Source organism: Nocardioides glacieisoli (assembly GCF_004137245.1).
In the GTDB taxonomy this organism is placed as follows: Bacteria; Actinomycetota; Actinomycetes; order Propionibacteriales; family Nocardioidaceae; genus Nocardioides; species Nocardioides glacieisoli.
In genome coordinates, this window is the sequence record NZ_SDWS01000003.1 from 165,975 (window position 1) to 191,746 (window position 25,772).

Annotated in this window: 22 protein-coding genes; 10 read left to right on the forward strand and 12 right to left on the reverse strand. The window is 71.6% G+C overall.

Annotation, left to right across the window (positions count from 1 at the left end; genetic code table 11):
* Positions 1-18 precede the first annotated feature (18 nt).
* From EUA06_RS08380 to EUA06_RS08395, 4 genes are all read right to left on the reverse strand, one after another.
* The gene (locus EUA06_RS08380; RefSeq protein ID WP_129474588.1) at positions 19-1,773 is read right to left on the reverse strand and encodes an ABC transporter ATP-binding protein; all 1,755 of its coding nucleotides are present in this window, start codon (positions 1,771-1,773) and stop codon (positions 19-21) included.
* Positions 1,774-1,840: 67 nt separating this feature from the next.
* On the reverse strand, positions 1,841-3,553 hold the full coding sequence (locus tag EUA06_RS08385) for an ABC transporter ATP-binding protein (protein WP_207208267.1): 1,713 nt from the start codon (positions 3,551-3,553) through the stop codon (positions 1,841-1,843).
* Between the two features lie 57 nt (positions 3,554-3,610).
* Positions 3,611-4,222 carry an alpha/beta hydrolase gene (locus EUA06_RS08390; RefSeq protein ID WP_129474589.1) on the reverse strand — a complete coding sequence of 204 codons (612 nt, stop codon included), beginning with the start codon at positions 4,220-4,222 and terminating at the stop codon, positions 3,611-3,613.
* Positions 4,223-4,277: 55 nt separating this feature from the next.
* On the reverse strand, positions 4,278-4,838 hold the full coding sequence (locus EUA06_RS08395; protein ID WP_129474590.1) for a YbaK/EbsC family protein: 561 nt from the start codon (positions 4,836-4,838) through the stop codon (positions 4,278-4,280).
* A 48-nt stretch (positions 4,839-4,886) separates the two neighbouring features.
* Here EUA06_RS08395 and EUA06_RS08400 point away from each other — a divergent pair, with 48 nt between their 5' ends.
* A complete protein-coding gene (locus EUA06_RS08400) occupies positions 4,887-5,879 on the forward strand; it encodes a glycerophosphodiester phosphodiesterase family protein (RefSeq protein ID WP_242498038.1) in 993 nt (330 codons plus the stop codon).
* Here EUA06_RS08400 and EUA06_RS08405 read toward each other — a convergent pair whose 3' ends face one another.
* Positions 5,880-6,647 (reverse strand): cytochrome c biogenesis CcdA family protein, encoded by a 768-nt coding sequence (locus tag EUA06_RS08405; RefSeq protein WP_242498039.1) that lies wholly within the window; start codon positions 6,645-6,647, stop codon positions 5,880-5,882.
* A 3-nt stretch (positions 6,648-6,650) separates the two neighbouring features.
* On the reverse strand, positions 6,651-7,244 hold the full coding sequence (locus EUA06_RS08410) for a TlpA family protein disulfide reductase (RefSeq protein ID WP_129474592.1): 594 nt from the start codon (positions 7,242-7,244) through the stop codon (positions 6,651-6,653).
* 124 nt (positions 7,245-7,368) lie between these two features.
* Between EUA06_RS08410 and EUA06_RS08415 the strand changes: the two genes are divergently transcribed.
* Entirely contained in the window at positions 7,369-9,057 is a 1,689-nt protein-coding gene (locus EUA06_RS08415) for an aminotransferase class V-fold PLP-dependent enzyme (RefSeq protein WP_242498040.1), read from the forward strand.
* Positions 9,058-9,060: 3 nt separating this feature from the next.
* Here EUA06_RS08415 and EUA06_RS08420 read toward each other — a convergent pair whose 3' ends face one another.
* On the reverse strand, positions 9,061-9,360 hold the full coding sequence (locus EUA06_RS08420; protein WP_129474594.1) for a hypothetical protein: 300 nt from the start codon (positions 9,358-9,360) through the stop codon (positions 9,061-9,063).
* Positions 9,361-9,371: 11 nt separating this feature from the next.
* Complete coding sequence (locus tag EUA06_RS08425; RefSeq protein WP_165354312.1) at positions 9,372-10,586, reverse strand: PspC domain-containing protein; 1,215 nt, start codon at positions 10,584-10,586, stop codon at positions 9,372-9,374.
* A gap of 143 nt (positions 10,587-10,729) precedes the next feature.
* Between EUA06_RS08425 and EUA06_RS08430 the strand changes: the two genes are divergently transcribed.
* The 6 genes from EUA06_RS08430 to pcrA all read left to right on the forward strand — a co-directional run bounded on the left by EUA06_RS08430 (position 10,730) and on the right by pcrA (position 17,437).
* Positions 10,730-12,025 (forward strand): ATP-binding protein, encoded by a 1,296-nt coding sequence (locus tag EUA06_RS08430; protein WP_129474596.1) that lies wholly within the window; start codon positions 10,730-10,732, stop codon positions 12,023-12,025.
* Complete coding sequence (locus EUA06_RS08435) at positions 12,022-12,687, forward strand: LuxR C-terminal-related transcriptional regulator (protein WP_129474597.1); 666 nt, start codon at positions 12,022-12,024, stop codon at positions 12,685-12,687. The genes EUA06_RS08430 and EUA06_RS08435 overlap by 4 nt, the downstream gene beginning before the upstream one ends.
* A gap of 67 nt (positions 12,688-12,754) precedes the next feature.
* Complete coding sequence (locus EUA06_RS08440; protein ID WP_129474598.1) at positions 12,755-14,182, forward strand: APC family permease; 1,428 nt, start codon at positions 12,755-12,757, stop codon at positions 14,180-14,182.
* A 2-nt stretch (positions 14,183-14,184) separates the two neighbouring features.
* A complete protein-coding gene (locus EUA06_RS08445) occupies positions 14,185-14,628 on the forward strand; it encodes a universal stress protein (RefSeq protein WP_129474599.1) in 444 nt (147 codons plus the stop codon).
* A gap of 27 nt (positions 14,629-14,655) precedes the next feature.
* A complete protein-coding gene (locus EUA06_RS08450; protein ID WP_129474600.1) occupies positions 14,656-15,009 on the forward strand; it encodes a hypothetical protein in 354 nt (117 codons plus the stop codon).
* A gap of 58 nt (positions 15,010-15,067) precedes the next feature.
* Positions 15,068-17,437, forward strand: a complete 2,370-nt coding sequence (gene pcrA / locus EUA06_RS08455) for a DNA helicase PcrA (RefSeq protein ID WP_129474601.1) — start codon at positions 15,068-15,070, stop codon at positions 17,435-17,437.
* A 241-nt stretch (positions 17,438-17,678) separates the two neighbouring features.
* On the opposite strand, the gene EUA06_RS08460 is transcribed toward pcrA, so the two are convergent.
* Positions 17,679-18,395 carry a M23 family metallopeptidase gene (locus EUA06_RS08460; protein ID WP_165354313.1) on the reverse strand — a complete coding sequence of 239 codons (717 nt, stop codon included), beginning with the start codon at positions 18,393-18,395 and terminating at the stop codon, positions 17,679-17,681.
* A gap of 242 nt (positions 18,396-18,637) precedes the next feature.
* Positions 18,638-19,960, reverse strand: coding sequence for a cryptochrome/photolyase family protein (locus EUA06_RS08465; RefSeq protein WP_129474603.1), 1,323 nt, complete (start codon positions 19,958-19,960; stop codon positions 18,638-18,640).
* A 128-nt stretch (positions 19,961-20,088) separates the two neighbouring features.
* Between EUA06_RS08465 and sucC the strand changes: the two genes are divergently transcribed.
* Together sucC and sucD are read left to right on the forward strand one after the other, a co-directional pair.
* The gene (sucC, locus tag EUA06_RS08470; RefSeq protein ID WP_129474604.1) at positions 20,089-21,258 is read left to right on the forward strand and encodes an ADP-forming succinate--CoA ligase subunit beta; all 1,170 of its coding nucleotides are present in this window, start codon (positions 20,089-20,091) and stop codon (positions 21,256-21,258) included.
* Between the two features lie 21 nt (positions 21,259-21,279).
* Positions 21,280-22,161 carry a succinate--CoA ligase subunit alpha gene (sucD, locus tag EUA06_RS08475; protein ID WP_129474605.1) on the forward strand — a complete coding sequence of 294 codons (882 nt, stop codon included), beginning with the start codon at positions 21,280-21,282 and terminating at the stop codon, positions 22,159-22,161.
* A gap of 219 nt (positions 22,162-22,380) precedes the next feature.
* Here the strand turns inward: sucD and EUA06_RS08480 are convergent, their stop codons facing one another.
* Together EUA06_RS08480 and EUA06_RS08485 are read right to left on the reverse strand one after the other, a co-directional pair.
* Positions 22,381-23,691: a hypothetical protein gene (locus EUA06_RS08480; protein ID WP_129474606.1), complete on the reverse strand. Its 1,311-nt coding sequence runs from the start codon at positions 23,689-23,691 to the stop codon at positions 22,381-22,383.
* A gap of 68 nt (positions 23,692-23,759) precedes the next feature.
* Positions 23,760-25,658: a SigE family RNA polymerase sigma factor gene (locus EUA06_RS08485; protein ID WP_129474607.1), complete on the reverse strand. Its 1,899-nt coding sequence runs from the start codon at positions 25,656-25,658 to the stop codon at positions 23,760-23,762.
* Between the last annotated feature and the right edge of the window lie 114 nt (positions 25,659-25,772).

The window sequence follows — 25,772 nt, forward strand, 5'->3', positions numbered from 1 at the left end:
CTCGCTGGCGCTCGCGGCCTACTCGACCACCGTGGAGGCCCCGTGCCACGACTCCCAGAGCGCGGCGTACGACCCGCCGGCGGCGACGAGGTCGTCGTGCGAGCCGAACTCCGAAATGACCCCGTCCTCGACCACGGCGACCCGGTCGGCGTCGTGGGCGGAGAACAGGCGGTGGGCGATCGCGATGACCGTGCGTCCCTCGAGCACCGCGGCGAGCGAGCGCTCGAGGTGGCGGGCGGCGCGCGGGTCGATGAGCGAGGTCGCCTCGTCGAGCACGAGGGTGTGCGGGTCGGCGAGCACCAGCCGGGCCAGCGCGATCTGCTGGGCCTGGGCCGCCGTGACCGCGCGGCCGCCCGAGCCGACCACGGTGTCGAGGCCGGCGGGCAGCAGGTCCACCCACTCGAGGGCGTCGACGGCGCCGAGGGCGGCGCGTACGGCGTCGTCGGACGAGCCGGGCCGGGCGAGGACGACGTTCTCGCGCAGGGTGCCGACGAAGACGTGGTGCTCCTGGGTGACGAGCGCGACGTGGCCGCGCAGGTCGCCGAGCGGCAGCTCGACGAGGGCGACGTCGCCGACGGTCACCGCGCCGGTGCGCGGCGGGTGGATGCCGGCGAGCAACCGGCCGAGGGTGGACTTCCCCGCACCGGACGGGCCGACCATCGCGATCCGCTCGCCCACGCCGACGTCGAGGTCGATGCCGTGCAGCACGTCGCGCCCCTCGACGTAGGAGAAGCGGACGTCCTCGGCATCGAGCTTCTCCGACGACGGCTCACGCCCTGAGACCTCGCGGTCGTCCGGCACCTGCGCCACACCGAGCAGCCGCGAGAGGGACGCGGCACCGAGCTGGAGCTCGTCGAGGATGGACACGATCCGGTCGACCGGGTCGATGAGCATCTGGACGTAGAGCGTCGCCGTCGTGACCTCGGCCAGCGAGACCTCGCCGCGCGTGTAGAGCCAGCCGCCGAACAGAAGGGTGCCGACCACCGGCAGCAGGTAGCTCAGCTCCATGCTCGGGAAGAAGACGGTGCGCAGGTGGAGCGTGTACTTCTCCGCCTCGAACGACTTCGCGCAGTCGTCGTCGCCCAGCTCGACGCGCTTCCGGCCGAGGCCGAGCGCCTCCACGGTGCGCGAGCCCTCGACCGTCTCGGAGAGCGTGGTGGTGATCTGGGAGTACGACGCCGTCTCGGCGAGGTAGCCGTCCTTGGCGCGGGCGAGGTACCACCGCAGCCCGATCACGAGCGGTGGCATCGCGAGCAGGCACGGGAGCGCCACCCACCAACCGACGCTGAGCGCGGCGGCGAAGGTCAGCACCGCGGAGACCACCGCGATCGTCCACTCGGGCAGCGCCCACCGCACCGACCACCCCAGCTGGTCGATGTCCGACCCGGTGCGGGTCAGCAGGTCTCCGGACCCGGCGGCCTCGACGATGCCGACCGGGAGCGCCAGCGTGTTGGCGACGAAGTCCTCGCGGAGCTCGGCGAGCACCAGCTCGCCCATCACCTGCGAGCGGTAGCGGGCGTACCTGGTCAGCACCGACTGCAGCACCAGGAAGATCGCCAGCCACATCACGATCTCGTCGACGTGGGAGCGGGTCGTGCCGTTCTCGACCGACTCGACGAGGCTGCCGAGCAGGCGCGGCGCGGCGAGCGCGGTCAGCGCGGCGAGCACGTGGAGGCCGAGCGCGGTCCACAGGAGGCGGGGGTGCCGGTGCGCGACCTGGCCGACGTAGCGGCGCACGGCCCTGCCGTCGGCGATGGGGAGACGGGTGCTCACGCTCATACGGGGTCCCTGCGGCGTTGTTCGGAGGAGCGAAGCGGGGGAGAAGAACGTCGTGGGGTGTTCACAGCACGGCCTCCACGTCGCGTACGACGACCCGGCGGTAGGCCGCGACGTCCTGGAGGAGCTCGGTGTGGGTGCCGACCGCGACGACCCGGCCGTCGACCAGGAAGGCCACCTCGTCGACGGCGTCCAGCACGAGTGGGCTCACCGTGGTGACCACGGTCGTGCGGCCCTCGCGGTGCGCCCGCAGGCGGGCTGCCACGCGCGCCTCGGTGTGGGCGTCGACCGCACTGGTCGGCTCGACCAGCACGAGGATCTCCGGGTCGGCAGCGAGGGCACGGGCGAGGACCAGTCGCTGACGCTGGCCACCGGAGAACGAGCGACCCTTCTCGGTGACCACGGCGTCGAGTCCGTCCGGCAGGGCCTCGAGGATGTCCTCGGCGGACGCGGTGAAGAGGGCCTTCTCGACGTCACCGGTGCCGCGCTCGTCGATCCGGTCGGCCAACCGGCCCGCGAAGAGGGCCGCTCCGGTGTCGGACACCATGATCCGCTCGCGGACGTCGGCGTGGCGCAGCGACGTCAGCGGGATGCCGCCCAGGTGCACGTCGTCGTCCTGCTCGGCGGCGCAGAGCCCGAGGCGGTCGGCGAGCAGCGCCGACTCGTCGGGCTGGTCGGAGACGATCGCGGTGAGCAGGCCCGGTCGGACCCGGAGCCCCGAGCGGGCGTCGTACAGCTCGGCGCCGGGCGCGGGGGGAGCGGCGGGCGAGGAGGGCTCGACGACGTCGGGCTCGAGCGCCATCACCCGGCACACGCGCGAGGCGGCGACGCGGCCGCGGATCAGCTTGTTGGCGAACTCCGTGGCGGTGCGCAGCGGCAGCATGAGGAAGGCGGAGTAGCCGTAGAACGCCACCAGCTCGCCCGCGGAGATGTCACCCGTGACCGCCGAGCGCGCGCCGAGCCAGACCACGAGCACGACGAAGATGCCGGGCAGGAAGACCTGCAGTGCGTCGAGCACGGACTGGAGCTTGGCGACGTTGACCGCGGCGGTGCGGGTGGCCTGCGACTCGCGGCGGTAGCGGTCGAGGAACACGCCCTCACCGCCGATCCCGCGCAGGACGCGCAGTCCGCTGACGATGTCGGTGCCGGTGTTGGAGAGGTCGGAGCGCATCTGGCGCTCGGTGGCGCTGCGCGTCTGCAGCGGCTTGAGGAGCGGGCCCATCAGCAGCAGCAGGAGCGGTACGCCGACCAGCACGACCAGGCCGAGCTGGACCGAGGTGCTGAGCAGGATCGCCGACACGAGCAGGAACGACACGATCGCGCCGGCGAACCGGGCGGTCACGTCCATCACGTTGCCGATGTGGGAGAGGTCGGTGGTGCCGATCGCGATCACCTCGCCGGTGCTGACCTTGCGCGGCAGCGAGCCGCCGAGGCGCACGGACTGGCGGGTCGTGAGCTGCACGATCCGGTAGGACGCGGTGAGCCAGTTGGTGACCGCGAAGCGGTGCCGCATGATCCCGGTGACCGCCTGGAGCAGTCCGATGAGGAGCATCACGCCGGCCCAGAACAGCAGCTGCTGCTGGTCCTTGTCGGCGACGCCGCGGTCGATCGCGCGACCCAGCACCGCGGGCATCACGGCCTGGCACGACATCCACACGATCCCGAACGCCATGCCGCCGGCCAGCGTGGGCAGCTGCTGGCGGGCCAGCCACCACAGGAACCGGTCGGGGGACCGATGGTCCGGGGTTCCCGGCTCGGCGACCGGCAGTGTTCTCACTGGCCCGATCCTAGGTTCGGCGCCGGGTGGGGACGAATCCTTTTCGGTCGGGTGCTGTCAGTCGAGCAGGGTGGTCACGACGAACTCGGTCGCCCACTCCTCGAAGGCACGTCCGTGGCGCAGCATCGCGTGCTTGCCGTCGGGGATCAGGACGTGCTCGACGTCGGTGCCTGCGGGGAGGCGGCGGACGAGGTCGGCGGAGCGGGAGGGCGAGGCGATCCGGTCGGCGGTGCCGTGCACGACCAGCACGCGACGCCCGCGCAGGTCCACGCGGTCGGTCGGCAGCACCCACGGGTTGAGCGCGACCACGCAGCGCACGTGCGGGTCGTCACCCGCCAGCAGCGCCGCGCGACCCCCGAGCGAGTGGCCGACGAGCGCGACCGGGAGGTCGCCGTGCTGGTCGCGGACCTGCTCGATCGCCCACCGCGCGTCCATCACCGGCGTCGTCCGGGTGTCCCAGCCGCGGTGCGAGTTGAGGAGGCGGTGGACGGCGAGCCGCGACCTGCCGGCCCGCGCGATGCGGCGCGCGATCGGGATCATCCGGAGCACCGACAGCTGGGCGGGGCTGACCATCACCTGCTCGCCCCGGCTCGCGCCACCGTGCAGCACGACGACGACGCCCTCGGGGGAGGCGGGCGTGCGGACGGGGATCAGGCGGGGACCGGTCATGGTGTGCGGCCCGTACCCGGACCGCTCCCCGCCATGCCCCTCAGCGGCCCGATCCTCAGCGGCCCAGCCCCGCCACGACCTCGGCACCCGGCAGGTCGGCGAGCAGCCGGCCGGGGACGAGGAGCTTCGAGCGTCGTACGCCGCTGCCGAGCACGACCACGGGCTCGTCGAGCAGGGCGTCGTGGACCAGGATCCGCCAGCCCGTCGGCAGGCCGAGCGGAGTGATGCCGCCGTACTCCATGCCGGTCTCCTCGACCGCGCGGTCCATCGGCAGGAAGGAGCACTTGCGGACGTCGAGCAGCTTGCGGACCAGCGTGTTGACGTCGGCGCGGGTGTCGGCGCGCACGACGCAGGCCGCGATCCGCTCGTCACCGGCCCGGGCGCCGGAGACGACGACGCAGTTGCCGCCGGCGGTCATCGGGATGTCGTAGGCCTCGCTCATCGCAGCCGTGTCGGCGAGGTCGGGATCGATGTCCACGACCGCGACCTCGGCCGCTCCCGGCCACGCAGCCAGCGCGGCGGCGACCGGAGCGGCGACCAGGTCCGGGTGGTCGGTCGCCGGCAGGGAGGTGAGGGTCGGGTAGCTCGGGAGTGTCACGTCGACATCATGCGGCATTCACCTGCGCGCCATCCTCCGGTCCCGGGGGCCGTGCAGCCTGTGGTCGTGACGGTGTCCCGGGAGGCGCTCGGCCGGACCTCGTCGTTGGTCCTCACGCCTGCCGTGGTCGCGCACCGCGGCGCCAGCGGTCACCGTCCGGAGCACACCCTCGACGCCTACCGGACGGCCATCCGGATGGGCGTCGACGACATCGAGCTCGACCTCGTCGCCACGCGCGACGGGGTGCTCGTCGCCCGTCACGACCTCGAGCTCAGCGCCACCACCGACGTCGCCGACCGTCCCGACCTCGCCCACCTGCGCCGCACCCTCGTCGTCGACGGCGTCGCGCAGGAGGGCTGGTTCGTCCAGGACCTCACCCTCGCCGAGCTCAAGACGCTCGCCACGCGCGAGCGGATGCCGGGCACCCGGCCCGCCAACACGGCGTACGACGGTGCCGAGGGCGTGCCGAGCCTCACCGAGGTGTTGGCGATGGTCGGCGCGGAGTCAGTGCGCCGCGGCCGTCCCGTGGGGCTGCTGCTCGAGCTCAAGCACGCCGCCCACCACGACGCGATCGGGCTGCCGCTCGACGTGCCCCTGCTGCGGGTGCTGGCCCGCCACGGACTCGACCACGCGTGGGCGAGGGTCGGGCTCATGTCGTTCGAGCCCGGGATCCTGCGCCGACTCGCCGGTCGCACCCGGCTGCCGATGATCCAGCTGCTCGACCTCGGCGACGAGCTCACACCTGAGGCGCTGGACGCGATCGACGAGTACGCCGACGGCATCGGACCGCACGCCTCGCTGGTCCTGCCGCGGGACCGCACCGGCGCGGTCGGCGAGCCGTCGAGCCTGGTCCGCGACGCCCACCGCCTCGGCCTGACCGTGCACGTGTGGACCGTCCGGGCCGAGAACCGCTTCCTGCCCAGCAACCTGCGCCACGGCGACGCGCCCGACGCGCTCGGCGACATGGCCGGCCACGTCCGTGCGCTGCTCGGAGCCGGTGTCGACGCGGTCATCACCGACCACCCCGAGGCGGCGTTGGCGGTGCTGCGCGAGCCCTGATCAGGGAGCCAGCGCCCTCACCCAGTCGGCGAGCGTCCGCTGGATCCGGGCGGCGGCCTCGATGACCGGGTCGGCGGGATCGCTCCCGCCGAGCACGCGCAGCTCCCAGGCGCCGTACCACGCGACGTAGGCACCGACCACGAGCAGGAGCAGGCCGCCGACCCGCGGCACCCACCGTCCGGTGCGTCGCAGTCGGGTGACGAGTCCCCGTCGGGCCAGCGCGACAGCGACGGCTGCGACCCCGACGAGGAGACCCATGCCCACTCCGTAGGCCACGTAGAGGAGGGCCCCCTCGGCGGTCGACCCGGCCCGGAAGCTGGTGACGACGAGGGCCAGGAACGGTGCGATGGAGCAGGTCAGCGAGGCGGTGGCGTAGGACGCACCGAAGCCGACCATGGCCGGCGCGGAGCGGGTCAGCGCCGCACCACCGGACCTGCCGATCCGCAGCGTCGGCAGCTCACGACCGGCGACCAGCCACAGGCCCGCAACCGCCACGAGGACGCCGAAGGCCACGGTGAACCAGGGGAGGTACTGCTGCACCTGGGAGGCGACCGGCGAGATGACCAGCCCGAAGACGCCGAAGACGGCGATGAAGCCCACCGTCATCCAGGCCGTCAGCGCCAGCGCCCGACCGACAGCGCGCGCCGTGCCGGGCGAGTCGTCGCCGATCACCAGGACCGAGAGGTACGCCGGCAGCAGCGCGAAGCCGCACGGGTTGACCGCCGCGAGCATGCCGGCCGCGAGCGCCAGCGCCAAGGACTCGGACACGGGTCAGCCGAGGACGTCGTCGACCTGTGCGTCCAGGTCGTCGGTGCCGCCGTAGCCGGCCTCGAACACCACCGCCCCGTCGGCGTCGAGGAGCACGAAGGAGGACTGCTCGGTGACCCCGAACCGCTTCCAGATCTCACCGTCGACGTCCTCGAGGTGCACGACGTCGTCGACGTCCCCGGCAAAGCCGGCGATCGCCTCGGCGCTGTCGAGGGAGCCGATGCCGATGACGTTGAGCTCCCCTGCGTGGTCGGTGGCGATGCCCTCGACCTGCGGGATCTGTCCCCGGCACGTCGGGCACCAGGGTGCCCAGAACCAGAGGAGGGTCGGGCGGCCGGTCAGCGACGCACCCTCGAACGCGTCGCCGGAGACGGTGGTGGCGGTGAAGTCGAGGGTCTCGGGCACCGTGCCCCCGGCCTGGTCGTTGCCCGCGCCCTCGGGCTCGGCCTGGGGCTCGGGGACGTCGGCCGACGCGGACCCGGACGACGACGGTTCCTGCGCGACGTCGTCACCGCCGGCACCGCCGGTACCGCTGTCGGCGCATCCGGCGAGCAGCAGACCGAGCAGCGCAGCGGCGACCATCACGAGGCGGGACATGGCTTCATGGTCCCACCCGAGGACGCCGGGTTCACGCCCCGCAGGGAGTCGTCACCGGTCCGTAAGACCTGGGTGCCCCGTGCACGGTGACAGGCACGGCCTTGCACCGGCGTACCCTCGGGTCGTGACGCGCGACACCCCTGCAGCGACCGCCCTCCTCGAGCGCATCCGCGCCTCCGTCATCGGCGACGACCAGGTCATGCTCGGCCCCTACGGCCCGCGCCGGGTGACGTACGCCGACTACACCGCGTCGGGCCGCAGCCTGAGCTTCATCGAGGACTTCATCCGCCACGAGGTGCTGCCGGCCTACGCCAACACCCACACCGAGGCCAGCGGCACCGGGCTCCAGACGACGCGGCTGCGCGAGGACGCTCGCCGGATCATCCGCGACGCCGTCGGCGGCGACGACGAGACGGTCGTGGTGTTCTGCGGGTCGGGCAGCACCGCGGCGATCGACAAGCTCATCGGCATCCTCGGACTGCGGATCCCGGCCGGGCTCGACGACCGCTACGACCTCAGCTCGGCGATCCCCATGGAGGAGCGACCGGTCGTCTTCATCGGCCCCTTCGAGCACCACTCCAACGAGGTCAGCTGGCGCGAGACGATCGCCGACGTCGTCACCATCCACGAGGACGCCGACGGCCGGGTCTCGCTCGACCACCTCCGCGAGGAGCTCGAGCGGCACGCCGACCGGCCGCTGAAGATCGGCTCGTTCTCCGCCGCCTCCAACGTCACCGGCATCGTCACCGACACCGAGGGGGTCGCCGACCTGCTGCACGAGCACGGCGCGCTGAGCTTCTGGGACTTCGCCGCGTGCGCGCCCTACGTCGACATCGAGATGTACGGCCCCGGCACGTCCCGCAAGGACGCGATCTTCATCAGCCCGCACAAGTTCATCGGCGGCCCCGGCACGCCCGGCGTGCTCGTCGTGCGCCGCGAGCTGATGGCCAACCGGGTGCCGGTCGTGCCCGGTGGCGGCACGGTCATGTACGTCAACCCGACCGAGCACCGCTACCTCGACGACAAGGCCCACCGCGAGGAGGGCGGCACCCCCGCGATCGTCGAGTCGATCCGCGCCGGGCTGGTCTTCCAGCTCAAGCAGGCGGTCGGCGTCGAGACGATCCAGGCCCACGAGGAGGAGATGCTGCGGCGCGCGGTGGAGGCGTGGGTGGCCGAGCCGACCATCCAGATCCTCGGCAACCTCGACTCCCAGCGGCTCTCGATCGTGTCCTTCGTGGTGAAGGCGCCCGACGGGACCTACCTCCACCACAACTACGTCGTCGCGCTGCTCAACGACCTCTTCGGCATCCAGACCCGCGGCGGCTGCTCGTGCGCCGGGCCCTACGGGCACCGGCTGCTCGACATCGACCTCGAGCACAGCCACCGCTTCGAGGCCCAGATCGCCACCGGGTGCGAGGGCATCAAGCCGGGCTGGGTGCGGGTGAACTTCAACTACTTCGTCGAGGAGGCGGTGTTCACCTACGTCGTCGAGGCCGTGCGACTCGTCGCCCGCGAGGGCTGGCGGCTCCTCGGTGACTACCGCTTCGACCCGCTCACCGGGCTGTGGCACCACCGCACCGGGGCGGTCGAGCCGCCGATGCGCCTGGCCCACGTGACGTACGCCGACGACGGCAGCATGCAGTGGCCGGCGCACGCCACGTCGGCCCCCGTCTCGGTGCTCCAGGAGCACCTCGACGAGGGCCGCGCGATCATGGCTGCCGCCTCGCCCCCGGACTGGTCGGACGCCGCGCACCTGGACGCCGACTTCGACGACCTGCGGTGGTTCGCGCTCCCGGCCTGCTCGCTGAGCTGAGGCTCAGGCCCGACGCCCGGGCCACACCGTTGCGGCGAGACCCGCGGCACCCGCCGCGATCCACGGGATCGGCATCAGCCAGCGGAGCTCGCTGGTCTCGACGACGTCGCCCTGGACCAGGGCCCACACCAGCACCATGCCGGCGAACGCGACGCCGAGCACGAGCTGGGTGATGTTGACCGGGTGCAGTCCCGAGCCCGTGTCGGGGGCGTCCAGTGGGCCGACCATCGGCTCGTCGTAGACCGACGTGTCGGTGCCGTACACGTCCGCGTCGTAGGTGTCGTAGCTGCTGTTCTCGGTCATCTCGTTGCTCCTCAGGCCGCTTCGCGGACGATGATCTCGCCGGCGACCAGGTCGATGGTGATGGACATGTCGGGGACGCCGTCCCCGCCGTCCAGGAAGCCGTTCTGGGTGATGTCGAAGCCGTCGCTGCGCTGGTCGAAGACCCGGCTGTCGCCACCGACGACCTGCGTCGTCACGTCGACGTCCATCCCGTCGGGGACGATCACCTCGACCCGCCCGCCGACGCCGTCGATGGTGATGTCGCGACCGTCGAGGGCGTCGACGTCGGAGACGTCGGAGAGGTCGAGGGTGAACCGCCCGCCACCGAAGTCGTACTGCTCCTGCACCTCACCGGCGCTGGTCGGGGCGTAGGAGCGGTCCTCCTCGTCGATGCTGTTGCCGATCGTCGCGCCGGCCGTCGCGATCGCGGCGACGAGGCCGAGCGCGATCAGGCCACCGGCGCGGCCCCAGAACGAGCCGAGGATCAGCATCGCGGCCGTGATGCCGAGCGCGAGGGCGGGGTACGCGCTGTCGACCACCGGGCCACCGGCGAGGTCGACCACACCGAGGACGCCCTCGGCCAGCGCGATCAGCGCGACGGTGAAGAGGAAGAGCCTGGGGCCGCGCTTGCGCGGGTTCCGCGGCCGGTGCGGCTCGCGCGCGTAGGTCGGGTGACCGTAGGACGGCGGGCCGTAGGAGGCCTCCGGCGCGAGTGCCTCGTCGGTGTACGCCTCGGGGTAGCTGGGCTCGGCGTAGCCGTAGCCGCTGTGGGGCCGGGTGGCGTTCTTGTCCTTGCGGTGCAGGAACCACACCACGAGCGCCGCGACGATGGCGACGGGCCATGGGAACCAGGAGGCGCCGGCCCAGTCGCCGAGGGCGGCGAGGAGGGCGAGGATGCCGACACCCACCAGGGCGATCGAGCGGCTGCGGCGGTCGAGCCCGAGGGGCTCGTCCTCCGTGCCCTCCTCGGGCACGAGGAGCCAGGCGCCGACGTAGAGCAGGAGGCCGGCGCCGCCGAAGAACACTCCGACGACGAGGGCGACGCGGACGATGATCGCGTCGATGTCGAGGTGGCGTGCGATACCGCCGGCGACGCCGGCGATGTGCCGGTCGGTCACGCTGCGGCGCAGGCGGCCGAGGTCCTTCATCTCGTCGCGGCCGACGCGCGGGCCGCTCGTCGGTGCCGGGGCCGGGTCCTGCGTCTGGGTGGGCTGCTCGCTCGTGGCGGCGGGGTCTGCGTCGTTCATGGCTCCACTCTCGCCGCCTGCGCGGCTCCCCACCATCGGGGACAGCCCTGATTCCACCCAGCCGGACCGGGTGGGACCTCAGGGTCGGCTCGGGGTCTGTCCTCATGGTCCGGGCCGCGCCCGCCTGCGACGATGGACGCACGATGAGCCAGGCACACGCGCCCCGAGCCGGTCGGTCCCGACGGGCCTACCGCGACATCTCGGCGCCCATCGCCGGCGGTGTCGCCGCCGGACTGGCCACGCACCTGGCCGTCCCGGTGCTGTGGGTGCGCGGGTTCTTCGTCGCGACCGCCTTTGTCGGCGGTTTCGGGCTGATGCTCTACGCCGGCCTCTGGATGTTCCTGCCCGCCGACCAGTTCTTCGAGGTGAGCGCTCCCGGCCTGGAGAGCGCGTCGCGCACCGGGAAGCGCCCGCGCCGCCGCTCGCGGCTGCGTGACGCCGGGCCGGCGATCGCCCTCGGCGCCCTGTTCTTCGGCGTGGTGCTCGGCGTCGAGGGCATCTTCGGCCAGGGCGCGCTCTTCTGGCCGGTCATCCTCGGCGTCGCCGGCATCGCGCTGCTGTGGCGCCAGGCCGACGAGGCGCAGCGCGAGCGCTGGACCGACACGTCCGGGCGGATCGACCCGTTCCGGGCGGTCTTCGGCAACGGCGGCTGGGCGGCGTACGCCCGCATCGCCGCCGGCCTCGGCCTGATCGTCACCGCGATGATCGTCTTCGCGGTCGCCGCCGGGCAGGCGACCTTCGCGGTGCCCGTGCTGGTCGCCGGGCTGCTCGGGCTGCTCGGGCTGGCGATCGTCGTCGGGCCGTGGGGCCTGCGGCTGGTCAACGACCTCGGCGCCGAGCGGGCCGAGCGCGTCCGCACCCAGGAGCGCGCCGACATGGCCGCGCACCTGCACGACTCCGTCCTCCAGACCCTCGCGCTGATCCAGAAGAACGCGCACGACTCGACGATGGTCGCCCGGCTGGCCCGCTCGCAGGAGCGCGACCTGCGCCAGTGGCTCTTCGAGGCCGACACCCCCGACTCGACCACGCTCGCGGGTGCCCTGAAGGAGATGGCCGCCGACGTCGAGACGCAGCACGACGTCGTCGTCGACGTGGTCACGGTCGGCGACTGTCCCCTCGACGAGGCGCTGCGTCCCGTCGTGCACGCCGCCCGCGAGGCGGTCGTCAACGTCGCCAAGCACGCCGGCACGCAGCGCGCCGACGTCTACGCCGAGACCACCGACTCCGCGGTCGACGTGTTCGTCCGGGACCGCGGGGCGGGCTTCGACGTCGACTCCGTCGCCACCGACCGGCACGGCGTCCGCAGCAGCATCGTCGACCGGATGGGCCGCCACGGCGGCCGCGCGGACGTACGCTCTGCTCCCGGCGAGGGGACCGAGGTCCGCCTGCACATGCCCCGCACCCGCACCGACAGCCGCAAGGACGAGGAGAACCGATGACCCAGCCCAGTCAGGGAGGGCCCGTCCGAGTCGTGCTGGTCGACGACCACGCCATGTTCCGGGCAGGCGTCCGAGCCGAGCTGGCCGCCGCCGGTGCCGGCCTGGTCGAGGTGGTCGGCGAGGCCGCCGACGCCGACGCCGCCATCGCGGCCGTCCACGAGCTCCAGCCGCAGGTGGTGCTGCTCGACGTGCACCTGCCCGGCGGCGGTGGCGTCGAGGTGATGCGGCGCCAGCCCTCGCCCGACGCGCTCTACCTCGCCCTGTCGGTCTCCGACGCCGCCGAGGACGTCATCGGCACCATCCGCGGCGGTGCGCGCGGCTACGTCACCAAGACGATCACCGGCCCCGAGCTGGTGGATGCGATCACACGGGTCGCCGGGGGAGACGCAGTGTTCTCGCCGCGCCTGGCCGGCTTCGTGCTCGACGCCTTCGCGGGCTCGATCGACGTCGCGGCGGTCGACGAGGACCTCGACCGGCTGACCGAGCGCGAGCGCGAGGTGATGCGGCTGATCGCCCGCGGCTACGCCTACAAGGAGGTCGCGAAGGAGCTCTTCATCTCGGTGAAGACCGTCGAGACCCACATGTCATCGGTGCTGCGCAAGCTCCAGCTCTCGAGCCGCCACGAGCTCACGAAGTGGGCGTCGGACCGGCGTCTGCTCTAGTCACGCTGCGCCCCCTCTGGGTGGGGCGATGTTTGACAACCGGCTGGCGAGACGATGGGGTCAGGGAATGTCTGACACCAGGGCCATCGACACGGATCTTGACGACGACGGTGGGCTGAAGAGGTCGATCACCGGCAAGCAGCTCTTCTTCTACACGCTCGGCGACGTCCTCGGCTCCGGCATCTACGTTCTCGTCGGCCTCGTTGCGGCTGCGGTCGGTGGTGCCTTCTGGATCGCCTTCGCGCTCGGTGTCACCGTCGCGGCCATTACGGGCTCGGCGTACGCCGAGCTGGTGACCAAGTACCCCCAGGCCGCGGGTGCCTCGCTCTACGTCAACAAGGCGTTCGGCAACAAGGCGCTCACCTTCCTGACGACCGTGTCGTTCCTGGCGGCGAGCATGGCGGCGACCGGATCGCTGGCCACCGGCTTCTCGTCCTACTTCGCGGAGCTGTGGGACGCGCCGCCGCCGCTGCTGGTGTCGCTCGTCTTCCTCGCCGTCCTCGTCGTCATCAACTTCATCGGCATCACCGAGTCGGTCGTCATCAACATGCTGATGACCTTCGTCGAGGTGTCCGGCCTGATCATCGTGATGATCACGGGCATCTGGTTCATCGCCCAGGGCGACGCCGACTTCGGCGTGCTGGTGGACATCGACACCACCGGCTCCTACGGCAACCCGGCGCTCGCCGTGCTGGCCGGCATCGCGTTCTCGTTCTTCGCGATGACCGGCTTCGAGAACACCGCCAACGTCGCTGAGGAGACCATCGAGCCGCACAAGAACTTCCCGCGCTCGCTGGTGACCGGCATGATCGTGGCCGGCATCGTCTACGTCCTCGTCTCGATGGCCGCGGCCCTGACGGTGCCCACAGACACCCTCGCGGACTCGCCCGCCGCCCTGCTCGAGGTGGTGAAGACGGGCATCCTGCCGATCTCCGAGGGCTTCATGACGACGCTGTTCACGATCATCGCGCTGATCGCGATCACCAACACCACCCTGGTCACCGTCGTCACCCAGCCGCGCATCCTCTACGGGATGGCCAAGGAGGACGTCGTCCCAGGCGTCTTCGCCAAGATCCACCCGACCCGCCGCAGCCCGTGGATCGCCCTCTTCTTCTCCGGCGCAGTGGTCGCCGCACTGCTCGTCATCGGCAACCTGGTCCCCGAGGTGGAGGGAACGCCGCTGGTCGAGCGGCTCGCGCTGGTGACGGTGGTGCTGCTCCTCGCGATCTACGCCCTGGTCATCGTCTGCTGCCTCAAGCTGCGCGGCCGGGACGAGGACGAGCGCACCTACCGCGCCAACACGCCACTGCTCTACCTCGGCATCGTCGGCAACCTCGCCATCCTGGGCTTCTCCATCTACGACGACCCGACCTCGCTGCTGTGGTGCGCGGCGCTGCTGGGCGTCGGCGGCGTGCTCTTCCTCGCGGAGTACTTCTTCGGCAACAAGGGCACCGGCTCCAGAGCGCCGGACCTCGACGATGTGAAGGGAGTCTGACCATGCACGTCATCGTCGCCACCGACGGCTCGAGGCAGTCGCTCGCCGCCGCCAAGCACCTCAAGTCGTTCGCCGACCCGACCAAGGTCACCGAGATCTCGGTCGTCGCGGTGATCCGCCCGCTCGCCTCGGTCGCCTTCGCCGACGACCTGTCCGAGGGCAGGATCGACGGCTCCTTCCGCGACGCCGCCCAGGGCGCGGTCGACACCATCGCGGGTGTCTTCGAGGGATGGGGTCCGAAGGTCAACAAGCGGATCCGCAGCGGCTCGGCGGCCAACGAGATCATCAAGGCCGCCAAGCAGTACGACGCCGGGCTGATCGTGGTCGCCGCCGGTGGCGGTGGCCTCAGTGACGCGGTCCTCGTCGGCAGCACCGCGCAGCGTGTGCAGCACTACGCGCCCTGCCCGGTGCTCGTCGTGCGCCCCGCGCCCCGGAAGAAGAAATAGCTCCCACTGCGGCCTAGGGTGTCCGGCATGGAGACCCTGCGGCTGGTGCTGCTCTTCGTCCACATCCTCGGCTTTGCGGCCCTGCTCGGGGGCCTCCTCGTGCAGGTGCGCGAGGACACCAAGTCGGTCAACCCGCTCATGCGCGACGGGATCGGGACGGCGTTCGTCGCCGGCCTGCTCCTCGTCGGCGTGCTCGAGAGCCTGGGCTCTCCCGACAACGCCAAGATCGGTGCGAAGTTCGCGATCGGACTGGTGATCCTGGTGCTCGTGATGGTGAACATGCGCAAGCCGAGCATCCCGCAGGGGCTCTACGTCGGCCTGCTGGTGCTCACGATCGCGAACATCGCGGTGGCCGTCTTCTGGTCGCCCGTCCACACCTGATCGCACGGCTGACGCCTCTGACGCCTCTGTCGCCGGGGCCGCATAGGGTTGGGACGAGATGACCCCCCGCGACGCCTCCTCCGACCCGGCCCTGCTCGAGCACCCCCTCCTCGAGGGCCTCAACGACCCCCAGCGGGCGGCCGTGACGCACTCCGGCGCACCGCTGCTGGTGGTCGCCGGCGCCGGGTCGGGCAAGACCCGTGTGCTCACGCGGCGCATCGCCTGGCTGATCTCCGAGCGCAAGGCGCACCCCGGGTCGATCCTCGCCATCACCTTCACCAACAAGGCCGCGGCCGAGATGAAGGAGCGCGTGCAGGACCTCGTCGGCAACCGGGCGAGGATCATGTGGGTCTCGACGTTCCACTCCTCCTGCGTGCGGATCCTGCGCAAGGAGATCGACCGGGTCGGTTTCAAGTCCAACTTCTCGATCTACGACGCCGCCGACTCCAAGCGGCTGATGACGCTCGTGCTGCGCGACCTCGAGCTCGACCCCAAGCGCTACCAGCCCAACGCGGTGCTCCACTGGGTGTCCGACCAGAAGAACGAGCTGCGCGACGCCGAGGACGCCGCCAAGGAGGCGCGCAACTCCTTCGAGGAGGCCTACGCCAAGGCGTACACGAACTACCAGCGCCGCCTGCGCGAGGCCAACGCGCTCGACTTCGACGACCTGATCATGACGACGGTCCACCTGCTGCAGGTCTTCCCCGACGTGCGGGAGAACTACCGCCGCCGGTTCCGCCACGTGCTGGTGGACGAGTACCAGGACACCAACCACGCGCAGTACAGCCTGATCCAGCAGCTCTGCGGGCAGTCGCTCGAGGAGGGCCACCAGGAGGTCGAGCCGAGCGAGCTCATGGTCGTGGGCGACGCCGACCAGTCGATCTACGCGTTCCGCGGCGCCGACATCCGCAACATCATGGACTTCGAGCAGGACTTCCCCAGCGCGCAGACGATCCTGCTCGAGCAGAACTACCGCTCGACGCAGACCATCCTGACCGCCGCCAACTCCGTCATCGGGAACAACTTGGGGCGCAAGCCCAAGCGGCTGTGGACCGACGCCGGCGAGGGGTCGCGGATCGTCGGCTACGTCTCCGACGACGAGCACGACGAGGCCCGCTTCGTCAGCGAGGAGATCGACAAGCTCGTCGACGACAGCGACGTACGCCCCGCTGACGTCGCCGTGTTCTACCGCACCAACGCCCAGTCGCGGGTGTTCGAGGAGGTGTTCATCCGCACCGGCCAGCCCTACAAGGTGGTCGGCGGGGTGCGCTTCTACGAGCGCCGCGAGGTCCGCGACGCACTGGCCTACCTGCGGATGCTGGTCAACACCGCCGACGAGATCTCGCTGCGCCGGGTGCTCAACACCCCCAAGCGCGGGATCGGGGAGCGGGCCGAGGCCTGCATCGCCGCGCTGGCCGAGCGGGACCGGATCACCTTCTGGGAGGCGCTGACCCGCGCCGCGGAGGCACCCGGGCTCGCCACGCGCAGCCTGAAGAACATCGAGGCCTTCGTCGCGATGGTGCAGGAGATCCAGTCGATGGTCGAGGCCGACGAGCGCCCCGACGTCATCCTCGAGTCCGTCCTCGAGCGTTCGGGGCTCCTCGCCGAGCTCGAGGCCAGCGACGACCCGCAGGACGGGACCCGCGCGGAGAACCTCGCCGAGCTCGTCGCCGTGGCCCGCGAGTTCGCCGAGGACCCGCAGCCCGGTCCGAGCGCCGACCCGGCCGAGGTCGAGGCCGGCACCGTCCCGGTCGGTCTGGGCGACTTCCTCGAGCGGGTCGCCCTGGTGGCCGACGCCGACCAGATCCCCGACACCCCCGACGGCGACGACTCCGGCGTGGTGACGCTGATGACGCTCCACACCGCCAAGGGGCTCGAGTTCCCCGTCGTCTTCCTCACCGGACTCGAGGACGGCGTCTTCCCGCACCAGCGCTCCCTCGGCGACCAGCCGGAGCTCGAGGAGGAGCGCCGCCTGGCCTACGTGGGCCTCACTCGCGCCGAGAAGCGCCTCTACGTCTCCCGTGCCCTCGTCCGGTCCGCATGGGGCGCGCCCAGCCACAACCCCGCCAGCCGGTTCCTCGACGAGCTCCCGGTCGACCTCGTCGACTGGCGACGTACGGCTGCCGAGCAGACCCGCTGGGGACGGCCCGACCACGCCGGCGGCTCCGCCCGCCTCGGCACCCCGACCGACGCCGGGCGTCGCAACTTCTCCTCGGCCGCCCTGCGCGCCGACGCCGCGTCCAAGGCCAAGCCGGCCCGCGAGATCCCGAGCCTGTCGCCCGGCGACCGCGTCGTGCACGACTCCTTCGGCATGGGCACCGTCGTCGCGGTCGACGGGGTCGCGGAGAAGTCCGTCGCCTCGATCGACTTCGGCTCCGACGGCGTCAAGCGCCTGCTGCTGCGCTACGCGCCGGTCGAGAAGCTCTGAGGGTCGCCGTGCCTCACTCGCTGGTCGAGTAGCCCGCGAGGAACGAGCGGGCGTATCGAGACCCGGCCTGGGTTGCTTGGTCGCCACGCTCTCCGCGGCTTCGTTCCTCAGCCGCGGGTCGCGCGGCTCAGGCGGTCACGCACATCGACCGAAGATTTCGACACGCGCCGTCGCGACCTCGCAGGCTCGGTCGCGGGCGCTGCTCAATCTTCCGTGACTTCCGATCCGCTTCGCGGATCGGTCACGGAACGATGCCGTGCTCGACGAAGGCCTGGAACGGGTCGACCGGGCCACCGCCGCCGGGGCGGACCTCGAGGTGGAGGTGCGAGCCGGTGACGTTGCCCGTGGCGCCGACGGTGCCGATGACCTCGCCGCCGTTGACGCGCTCGCCGACCGAGACGTAGATGTCGGTCTGATGGCAAAACCAGATCTCGGTGCCGTCGTCGAGGGTCACGACCGTCTTGTTGCCGTAGGCGCCGTCGTAGCCGGCCGAGGTGACCGTGCCGTTGGCGACGGCCATGATCGGATCGCCGGAGTCGCCGTTGAAGTCCAGTCCGGTGTGGTAGTTGGCCCACAGGCCGTACTCACCGTAGGTGGCAGTCAGCTGGTAGCTGGCCAGGGGGAAAACCCACTTGTTCTCCTTGATCTTCGCTGCCTGCTTCTCGGCGGCCTCGCGAATCTCGGCGAGCTTGGCCTCACGCTCGGCCATCTGCTTCTCGGCGAGGGCGACCAGCTCCGGGTCGGTCTCCTCGCCAGCGGCGTCGCGGCTGCCGCTGCGGCTGACGACAGCGCCGCGGCGCGAGAGCGCCTGGCCGGCAGCCGAGCTGATCGAGCCCTGGGCGTCGAGCGACGAGCCCGACGAGGTCAGGGCGGTGACGCCCGCGCCCGATGCGGTGACGGCCCCACCTGCGGAGATGGCCAGCATGGCGACCCCGGCCACGAGAGGCAGGGACGGCACGCTGCGCAACACAGAACGGCGGGTCGGCGTGGTCGCGCGACGCTTTCCGATCAGCGGTGCATCCGTTGCCGAGGAGGGGCGTCGCTTGGGAGCGCGCTCCGCTCGGTGGTTGCCCATAAGAAATAGTTACCAATCTGCCGGGTCGTCATCAGGGGGGTTTGAGGTCGGCAAGACCGCGCACGACTGTAACGGATAGATCACGGAAAAAGACATTGACGGCAAAATTCGTGCATAACCGCAGGTCAGCCGCGTGCGGCTTGGTAGCGCTCGAGCGCATCGACCCGCTCGTCGGCGTGATCGACGATCCGAAGGGGGTAGTCCTTCTCGTATCCCACGTCGGACTTCCACGGCTCGTGTGCCGCCTTGCCGGGCAGGTGGGCGAGCTCGGGGACCCAGCGGCGTACGTAGTCGCCCTGCGGGTCGAACTTGAGGCCCTGGGTGATCGGGTTGAAGACGCGGAAGTAGGGCGATGCGTCCGTGCCCGTGCCGGCGACCCACTGCCAGCCGTGGTTGTTGGACGCGACGTCGCCGTCGATCAGCAGGTCGAGGAAGTGCCGCGCACCGACCGGCCACCACACGTGCAGGTCCTTGGTGAGGAACGAGGCGGTGATCATCCGCACCCGGTTGTGCATCCAGCCGGAGTGCAGCAGCTGCCGCATCCCGGCGTCCACGATCGGGAAGCCCGTCGTGCCGGTGCGCCACGCCTCGATGGCGTCCTCGGGCTCGTCGTACCTCATCCCCTTCAGCGCGGGCTTGAGGTCGGCCCAGGCCGAGGCCGGCTCGTGCCACAGCACGTCGGCGTAGAACTCGCGCCACGCGAGCTCGTTGGCGTACGTCGAGCGGGTGTCGATGTCGGCCAGCAGCGAGCGCGGGTGCAGCACCCCGAGGTGGAGGTAGGGGGACAACCGGGAGGTCCCGTCGTGGTCTGGGCGGTTGCGCTCGGCGGGGTAGGCGCGCAGCCCGTCGTCGCGGAAGGCGCGCCAGCGGCGCCAGGCCGCGTCCTCGCCCGCGCCGGGAAGCTCGAAGGGCACGTCCGCGACCGCCTTCTCGAGCAGGTCGACCGCGCGCTTCTGGGAGTCGGCGGGCGCGAGGTCGGGGGAGCGGGGTGTGTGGGCCGGCTCGGGCCAGCCGCGCTCGCGCCAGCCTCGGGCGAAGGCCGTGAACACCTGGTAGGGGTTCCCGCTGCCGTTGCGCACCAGGCCCGGGCCGACGGCGTACGGCGAACCGGTGGCGACGAGCTCGACCTGCGCGCCGACCGCCTCGTCGCGGCGGCGGCCGTAGGGCGTGGTCTCCGCCGAGACGTGCACCCGGCGACCGTCGGCGACGCGGGGCACGACGTCGCGCGGGTCGCCGTGGTGGATGGTGAGCGGGATCTTCTCGGCTAGTGCGAGGACGTTGGCCGCGAGCCACGCACGCCGCGCGGCACCGGCGCCGGACCAGATCGCCGGGTCGAGCACGAAGAGCGCCGTGGTGGTGCCCTCGTCGAGCGCCGCGAGGAGCGCCGGGTTGTCGCGCACCCGCAGGTCGCGCCTGAACCACATCACCGAGGAGGTCGCCGAGGACATGCCCTTCAACGTAGCCGGGGGTGACCACCGCCACCTCCACCCGACCTCGTGCGACCCGCCCGATGAGGTCTAGGGTGCCGAGAGGGAAAACCCGCCACTGTTCGCAGACGAAAAGGATCGGTCACCTCGTGGACCTGATGGAATTCCAGGCGAAGGAGCTCTTCGCCAAGCACGGAGTCGCAACGACGTTGGGTGTGGTCGCCGAGACCCCCGAGGCCGCGCGCGCAGCCGCCGAGGAGATGGGCGGAGTCACCGTCGTCAAGGCCCAGGTCAAGGCCGGCGGCCGTGGCAAGGCCGGCGGCGTGAAGATCGCCAAGACCGCCGACGAGGCCGAGTCCTACGCCCGCGACATCCTGGGCATGGAGATCAAGGGCCTCACCGTCAACCGGGTCCTCGTGACCCCGGCGACGCCCCCCGTGGAGGAGTACTACTTCTCCTTCCTGCTCGACCGCTCCAACCGCTCGCACCTGTGCATCGCCTCGGTCGAGGGCGGCGTGGAGATCGAGGAGGTCGCCAAGACCAACCCCGAGGCCGTCCGGCAGATCCGCATCGACGCGATCGAGGGCGTGACGCCGGAGAAGGCCGCCGCGATCGTCGACGAGGCCAAGTTCCCCGCCGAGCTGCGCGACCAGGCCATCGAGATGGTCCAGAAGCTCTGGCAGGTCTACGTCCAGGAGGACGCGACCCTCGTCGAGGTCAACCCGCTGGCCCGCCTCGAGGGCGACAAGCTCGAGGCCCTCGACGGCAAGATCTCGCTCGACGACAACGCCTCCGAGGTGCGCCACCCCGACCACGCGCAGTTCGAGATCCGCGAGGAGGCCGACGCCCTCGAGTCGAAGGCCAAGGACAAGGGCCTCAACTACGTCAAGCTCGACGGCCAGGTCGGCATCATCGGCAACGGCGCGGGCCTCGTGATGAGCACCCTCGACGTGGTCGCGTACGCCGGTGAGGCGCACGGCGGCGTGAAGCCCGCCAACTTCCTCGACATCGGCGGCGGTGCCAACGCCCAGGTGATGGCCGACGGCCTCGACGTGATCCTCAACGACGAGCAGGTCAAGAGCGTCTTCGTGAACGTCTTCGGCGGCATCACCGCCTGCGACGAGGTCGCCAACGGCATCAAGGGCGCGCTCGAGATCCTCGGTGACGAGGCGTCCAAGCCGCTCGTCGTACGCCTCGACGGCAACAACGTCGCGGAGGGTCGCCGCATCCTCGACGAGCTCAACCACCCGCTGGTCACCCAGGTCGACACGATGGACGGCGCGGCCGACAAGGCCGCCGAGCTCGCCCACCAGGCCTGAGAGAGAACTGGACACAATCACATGAGCATCTACCTCAACAAGGACTCCAAGATCATCGTCCAGGGCATGACGGGCGGGATGGGCGCGAAGCACACCACCCTCATGGTCGAGTCGGGCGCGAACATCGTGGGCGGCGTCAACGCCCGCAAGGCCGGTACGACGGTCGAGCTCGGCGGCAAGGAGCTGCCGGTCTTCGGCACCGTCGAGGAGGCCATGAAGGAGACCGGCGCCGACGTGTCCGTCGCCTTCGTGCCGCCCGCCTTCACCAAGGACGCCTGCATCGAGGCGATCGACGCCGAGATCCCGCTCCTCGTGGTCATCACCGAGGGCGTACCGGTGCTCGACACCGCCGTGGTCGTCCAGTACCTCGAGGGCAAGTCCACCCGGATGATCGGCCCCAACTGCCCCGGCATCATCACGCCGGAGGAGTCGCTGGCCGGCATCACGCCGCACACCATCGCGGGCAAGGGCCCGGTGGGCCTGGTGTCGAAGTCGGGCACCCTGACCTACCAGATGATGTTCGAGCTGAAGGACTTCGGCTTCACGACCGCCATCGGGATCGGCGGCGACCCCATCGTCGGCACGACGCACATCGACGCCCTCGAGGCGTTCGAGAACGACCCCGACACCAAGGCGATCGTGATGATCGGCGAGATCGGTGGCGACGCCGAGGAGCGGGCCGCGGCCTACATCAAGGACCATGTGACCAAGCCGGTCGTCGGCTACGTCGCCGGCTTCACGGCTCCGGAGGGCAAGACGATGGGCCACGCCGGCGCCATCGTCTCGGGCTCGTCGGGCACCGCGCAGGCCAAGAAGGAGGCCCTCGAGGCCGCCGGGGTCAAGGTCGGCAAGACGCCGTCGGAGACCGCCGCGCTCATGCGTGAGATCCTCCAGAACCTCTGATCAACGACTCTCGAGACGGCTCCGCAGGTCCACCTGCGGGGCCGTCGTCGATTTCGCTTGGTCGTGGCGGTGGCGGGCCGGTCGCTGGGCCTCCCACAGGATCCGCCACACGACGTGTGCGCCGAGGAGGCGCACCGGCGCCACCGCTGAGACGCGGCGCGGCGAGGGGAGGGTCGGGCAGGCCGAGCTGGCCAGCGTCGAAGGAATGGACATGACTGGTTAACACCCCGTTTTCGTGAACTGACACATCTTGGCGATCGACGTCGCGGCCTGGGAGCCCATGGCCTCGACCTGTTGCTGCCCGTCGCCGCCCGGATGACCGGCATGGCCCCCGTGGGCGAGGACGAGCACCGCGCGTCCGACCCGCACGACGACGGTGGTCCCACCGAAGGCCGACGGACCTCCGTCAAAGGTGTCGCGCTCGAGTATCGCCCACGCCTCGTCCCCCAGCGCGACCGGGCGGACCTCACGTTCGGTCCCGAACCTGTCGTCCCCGGGCGGCTCGGTGGGACAGGACTGCAGCTGCGCGACCAGTCCGTCGACCATCTCCTCGGCCCCGGCCTCGTCGGCGTACGTCGTCAGCACGCGGGTCCGGTAGTCCTCGGCGCTGTCCCACTGGGCCCGGAGCCGGTCGGCGTGCGGGGGATCGACCCACGTCTCGCCGCAGATCGTGAACCGGACCGCCTCGTCCGACCGCGTCGGGCCGACCCGGCCCTCGCCGTCGGCCTCCGAGCTCCTCGGCCAGCCGGCGAGCATCGGGAAGTCGTCCGGGATCGCGGACGACGAGGCCGTCTCGGTGGGTGTCTCGGTGGGTGTCTCGGTGGGTGTCTCGGTTGGCGTCTCGGTCTCGGCGAAGACGTCCATCGCCTCGACGGTCTCCGCCACGCCCTCGGTGGTCTGGTCGACGCCCTCGGCCACCTCCGGCCACTCGCCGTAGGTCCGGGTCACCAGCAGGGCCGACCCGACCGGCACGACGTGGACGACGAGGTGGCCGGGCCCGGGGTCGCCGTCGAAGACGTACCCCTGCACGAGGACGGCCGCGGGAGCCTCGCCGAAGGTCGACCCCCGCACCTCGGTGGTGGTGGCCATGCCACCCGTGCCGGCGGAGCCGTCGCAGGTCGAGGGCAGGTCGGCGAAGGCCTGCGCGACCAGCGCCGCAGCGTCGGGGCTGCCGAGGAGCACCAGCTCGCGGGTGTCGGCGGACTCGCCGCCGCTGTTGTCGGCGACCATGCGGTCGCGCGTGCCCAGTCCGCGCAGCGGGGAAGTGCCGCACAGCTCGAGGTCGCGCAGTCCGGTGCCGGTGCGGGATGTGGGGACGCTGTCCGCGGGACCGCCCATCCCGGCGGTCAGGGGGAAGTCGTCGGGGATGCCGGTCGTCGGCAACGTCGTGGCCGTCTCCTGCTCCGACGTGCCGTCCGCGGCCGCCGAGCCGGATCCGCCTGACGCGTCACCCGACGACTGGCTGCCGCACGCGGCGAGCGCGAACGTGCAGGCCAGGACCGCGGGGAGCAGTCGAGCGGGGGACCTCATGACACCTAAGACACCGCGGGGGGTGAAAAGGTTGCGTCAGTCCCTCCGCAGGCTCAATCGGGGAAGGCTCAGCGGGAGAGGCCCTCGAGGCGCTCGAGCATCCGCCGGGAGAGCTCGACGAAGTCGTCGCGCGCCATCGTCTGGTCGTTCCCCGGGGCGAAGCCGAGCTGCGACACGGCCGTGCCGTCGCGCACGATCGCCATCAGGAAGGGGAAGGACTGGCTGTCGTTGAGCTCGATCGAGAGAGCCCACACGCTGACCTCCGTCACCCTGGACGACGAGGAGGCGAGCGGGGTGACCGAGGTGCCGAGGTTGGCCTGGCCGCACTGCCGGATCCGGGTGCGGACGGTCTCGACGAACTTCCGGGCCCTGACCGGCGTCATCTCGCCGATCGTCTGCGTCAGCCCGAGCTGCTGGGTGGCATTGGGCGTCTCCGGGAAGACGAAGGTGCGGGTGCGCGCGCGGGTGATGCCGCTTCCGGTGAAGGTGGTGCGGTCACAGGGGGAGTCCGCGAAGTTGGTACGCGCCCTCTCGGGGTCCGTGCCCACCCACGGCCCGCGCACCGAGGTGACGGGCGGCAGGTCGACCACGGACAGGAAGCCGGGGGGCGCACCGATGTCGAGGGGCGGGGTCCGGTTCGAGCGCGCCCGGCCCGCGCACGCCCCGGCACCCTCGGTGCCGCAGAGCGCGTTGACGGAGGCGGCGAGGCCGGTGAGGGTCGCCTTGTCGCTCGGTGCGCGACCGGTGCTGCGGACGACGGTGGTGACCACGAGGCTGCCGGTGCGGGCCACGCCCACGGTGAGGGTCGCGGGCTGCTTGCCCCACGTCCGCAGCCGGAACGCGCGGGCCTCGTCGCCGACGCGCTTGACCGTGCGGGTGTCCATGAGCTGGGTGCGCGGGTCGGCGCACCCGGCGTACCAGACCGACGCGGTCTGGAAGCTCGCCGCAGCCTGGTCGCCGTCGCGTGACAGCTCGACGAGCTGGACGGCGGTCGCGGCCACCTGCGTCTCGCTGCGCTTGCGGGTGCGCTGCCGGTCGCCCTTGCCGACCGTCGTGCGCACCGTGCGGGTCGCGGTGCCCTCCCAGGTGCGGGCGAGGGCGGTGACGCCCTCGGGGTCGGCGAACCGCTCCCGCTGGCAGGGGGCGAGGAGGCCGTTGCCCGACAGGTTGTCCGTGGTGGCGGTCTCCGACCAGTCGAGGTCGGCGCCGAAGCGCGCCATCTGGGCCGGGGACAGCAGGGCCGCCTCGTCGACGATCGGCTCGCCCGTGGCGCTGGCAGGTTCCGGGGCGTGGACGGTGATCCCGGCCGACACCTTCTCCTCGCTCAGGCTCGTCGGCTCGGCGTCGGCGCCAGTGGCCACCAGCGAGCCGGACACGACGAGGGCGGCGGCGGCCACCCCGGCACCGATGACCGTGTGCGTGCGACGACGTGCGGCGCCCGCGCGGCGGATGACGGTCGCCCGCGGCCACCGGATCTCCTCGAGCGGGGCGGCGAGGTCCTGGAGGAGGCGGCGTACGTCCGTCGTCTGGGTGTCGCGCGCCAGCGAGAACTGCGACGTGGCGGTCTGCAGCTCGCGCTCGGCGTCGGAGCGCGGGAGGCCGACCATGCGGCCGATGTCGGTCAGGGATAGCGAGGAGAGCGCGTTGAGCACCAGCAGCTCACGCTGGCGCGGGGTCAGCTTGGCGAGCGCGTCGAGGGTGGCGCGCACCTCGGGGGCCAGGGACTTGTCGCGGTGCCAGATGCGGGCGGTGTGCTTGCGTCGCGCCCGCCGGAAGGCGAGGGGGCGGACGTAGCCGTCGCGGTCGTCGAGGCCGCTGACCTTGCGCCAGTGGTGCCAGGTGACGACGAACGCGGCCCGCACGGCAGCCCGGGAGGCCGGCGCGTCGCCGGTGAGGGCGTACGCCTCGTGCAGCAGGCGCGTGCGCGTCTCGACGTAGTAGGCGTCGAAGGTCTCGGGGCTCCTCATGGCCCGCTCAACGGTACGGGAGTGGCACACGGTGCGCACATCGGTCGTCGGCGGTGTGGGAGCACGGTCAGCCGCGGGTGCCGGCTCCGCACGGACCTCGCGAGGAGCGGTCGA

Coding starts and splice junctions, on each gene's coding strand:
- EUA06_RS08435 (WP_129474597.1), top strand. CDS start 12,022: ATGACCCAGCCCAGTCAGGGAGGGCCCGTCCGAGTCGTGCTGGTCGAC.
- EUA06_RS08425 (WP_165354312.1), bottom strand. CDS start 10,586: ATGAACGACGCAGACCCCGCCGCCACGAGCGAGCAGCCCACCCAGACG.
- EUA06_RS08440 (WP_129474598.1), top strand. CDS start 12,755: ATGTCTGACACCAGGGCCATCGACACGGATCTTGACGACGACGGTGGG.
- EUA06_RS08485 (WP_129474607.1), bottom strand. CDS start 25,658: ATGAGGAGCCCCGAGACCTTCGACGCCTACTACGTCGAGACGCGCACG.
- EUA06_RS08390 (WP_129474589.1), bottom strand. CDS start 4,222: ATGACCGGTCCCCGCCTGATCCCCGTCCGCACGCCCGCCTCCCCCGAG.
- EUA06_RS08410 (WP_129474592.1), bottom strand. CDS start 7,244: ATGTCCCGCCTCGTGATGGTCGCCGCTGCGCTGCTCGGTCTGCTGCTC.
- EUA06_RS08450 (WP_129474600.1), top strand. CDS start 14,656: ATGGAGACCCTGCGGCTGGTGCTGCTCTTCGTCCACATCCTCGGCTTT.
- EUA06_RS08420 (WP_129474594.1), bottom strand. CDS start 9,360: ATGACCGAGAACAGCAGCTACGACACCTACGACGCGGACGTGTACGGC.
- sucD (WP_129474605.1), top strand. CDS start 21,280: ATGAGCATCTACCTCAACAAGGACTCCAAGATCATCGTCCAGGGCATG.
- EUA06_RS08480 (WP_129474606.1), bottom strand. CDS start 23,691: ATGAGGTCCCCCGCTCGACTGCTCCCCGCGGTCCTGGCCTGCACGTTC.
- EUA06_RS08430 (WP_129474596.1), top strand. CDS start 10,730: ATGAGCCAGGCACACGCGCCCCGAGCCGGTCGGTCCCGACGGGCCTAC.
- pcrA (WP_129474601.1), top strand. CDS start 15,068: ATGACCCCCCGCGACGCCTCCTCCGACCCGGCCCTGCTCGAGCACCCC.
- EUA06_RS08445 (WP_129474599.1), top strand. CDS start 14,185: ATGCACGTCATCGTCGCCACCGACGGCTCGAGGCAGTCGCTCGCCGCC.
- EUA06_RS08395 (WP_129474590.1), bottom strand. CDS start 4,838: ATGCCGCATGATGTCGACGTGACACTCCCGAGCTACCCGACCCTCACC.
- EUA06_RS08465 (WP_129474603.1), bottom strand. CDS start 19,960: ATGTCCTCGGCGACCTCCTCGGTGATGTGGTTCAGGCGCGACCTGCGG.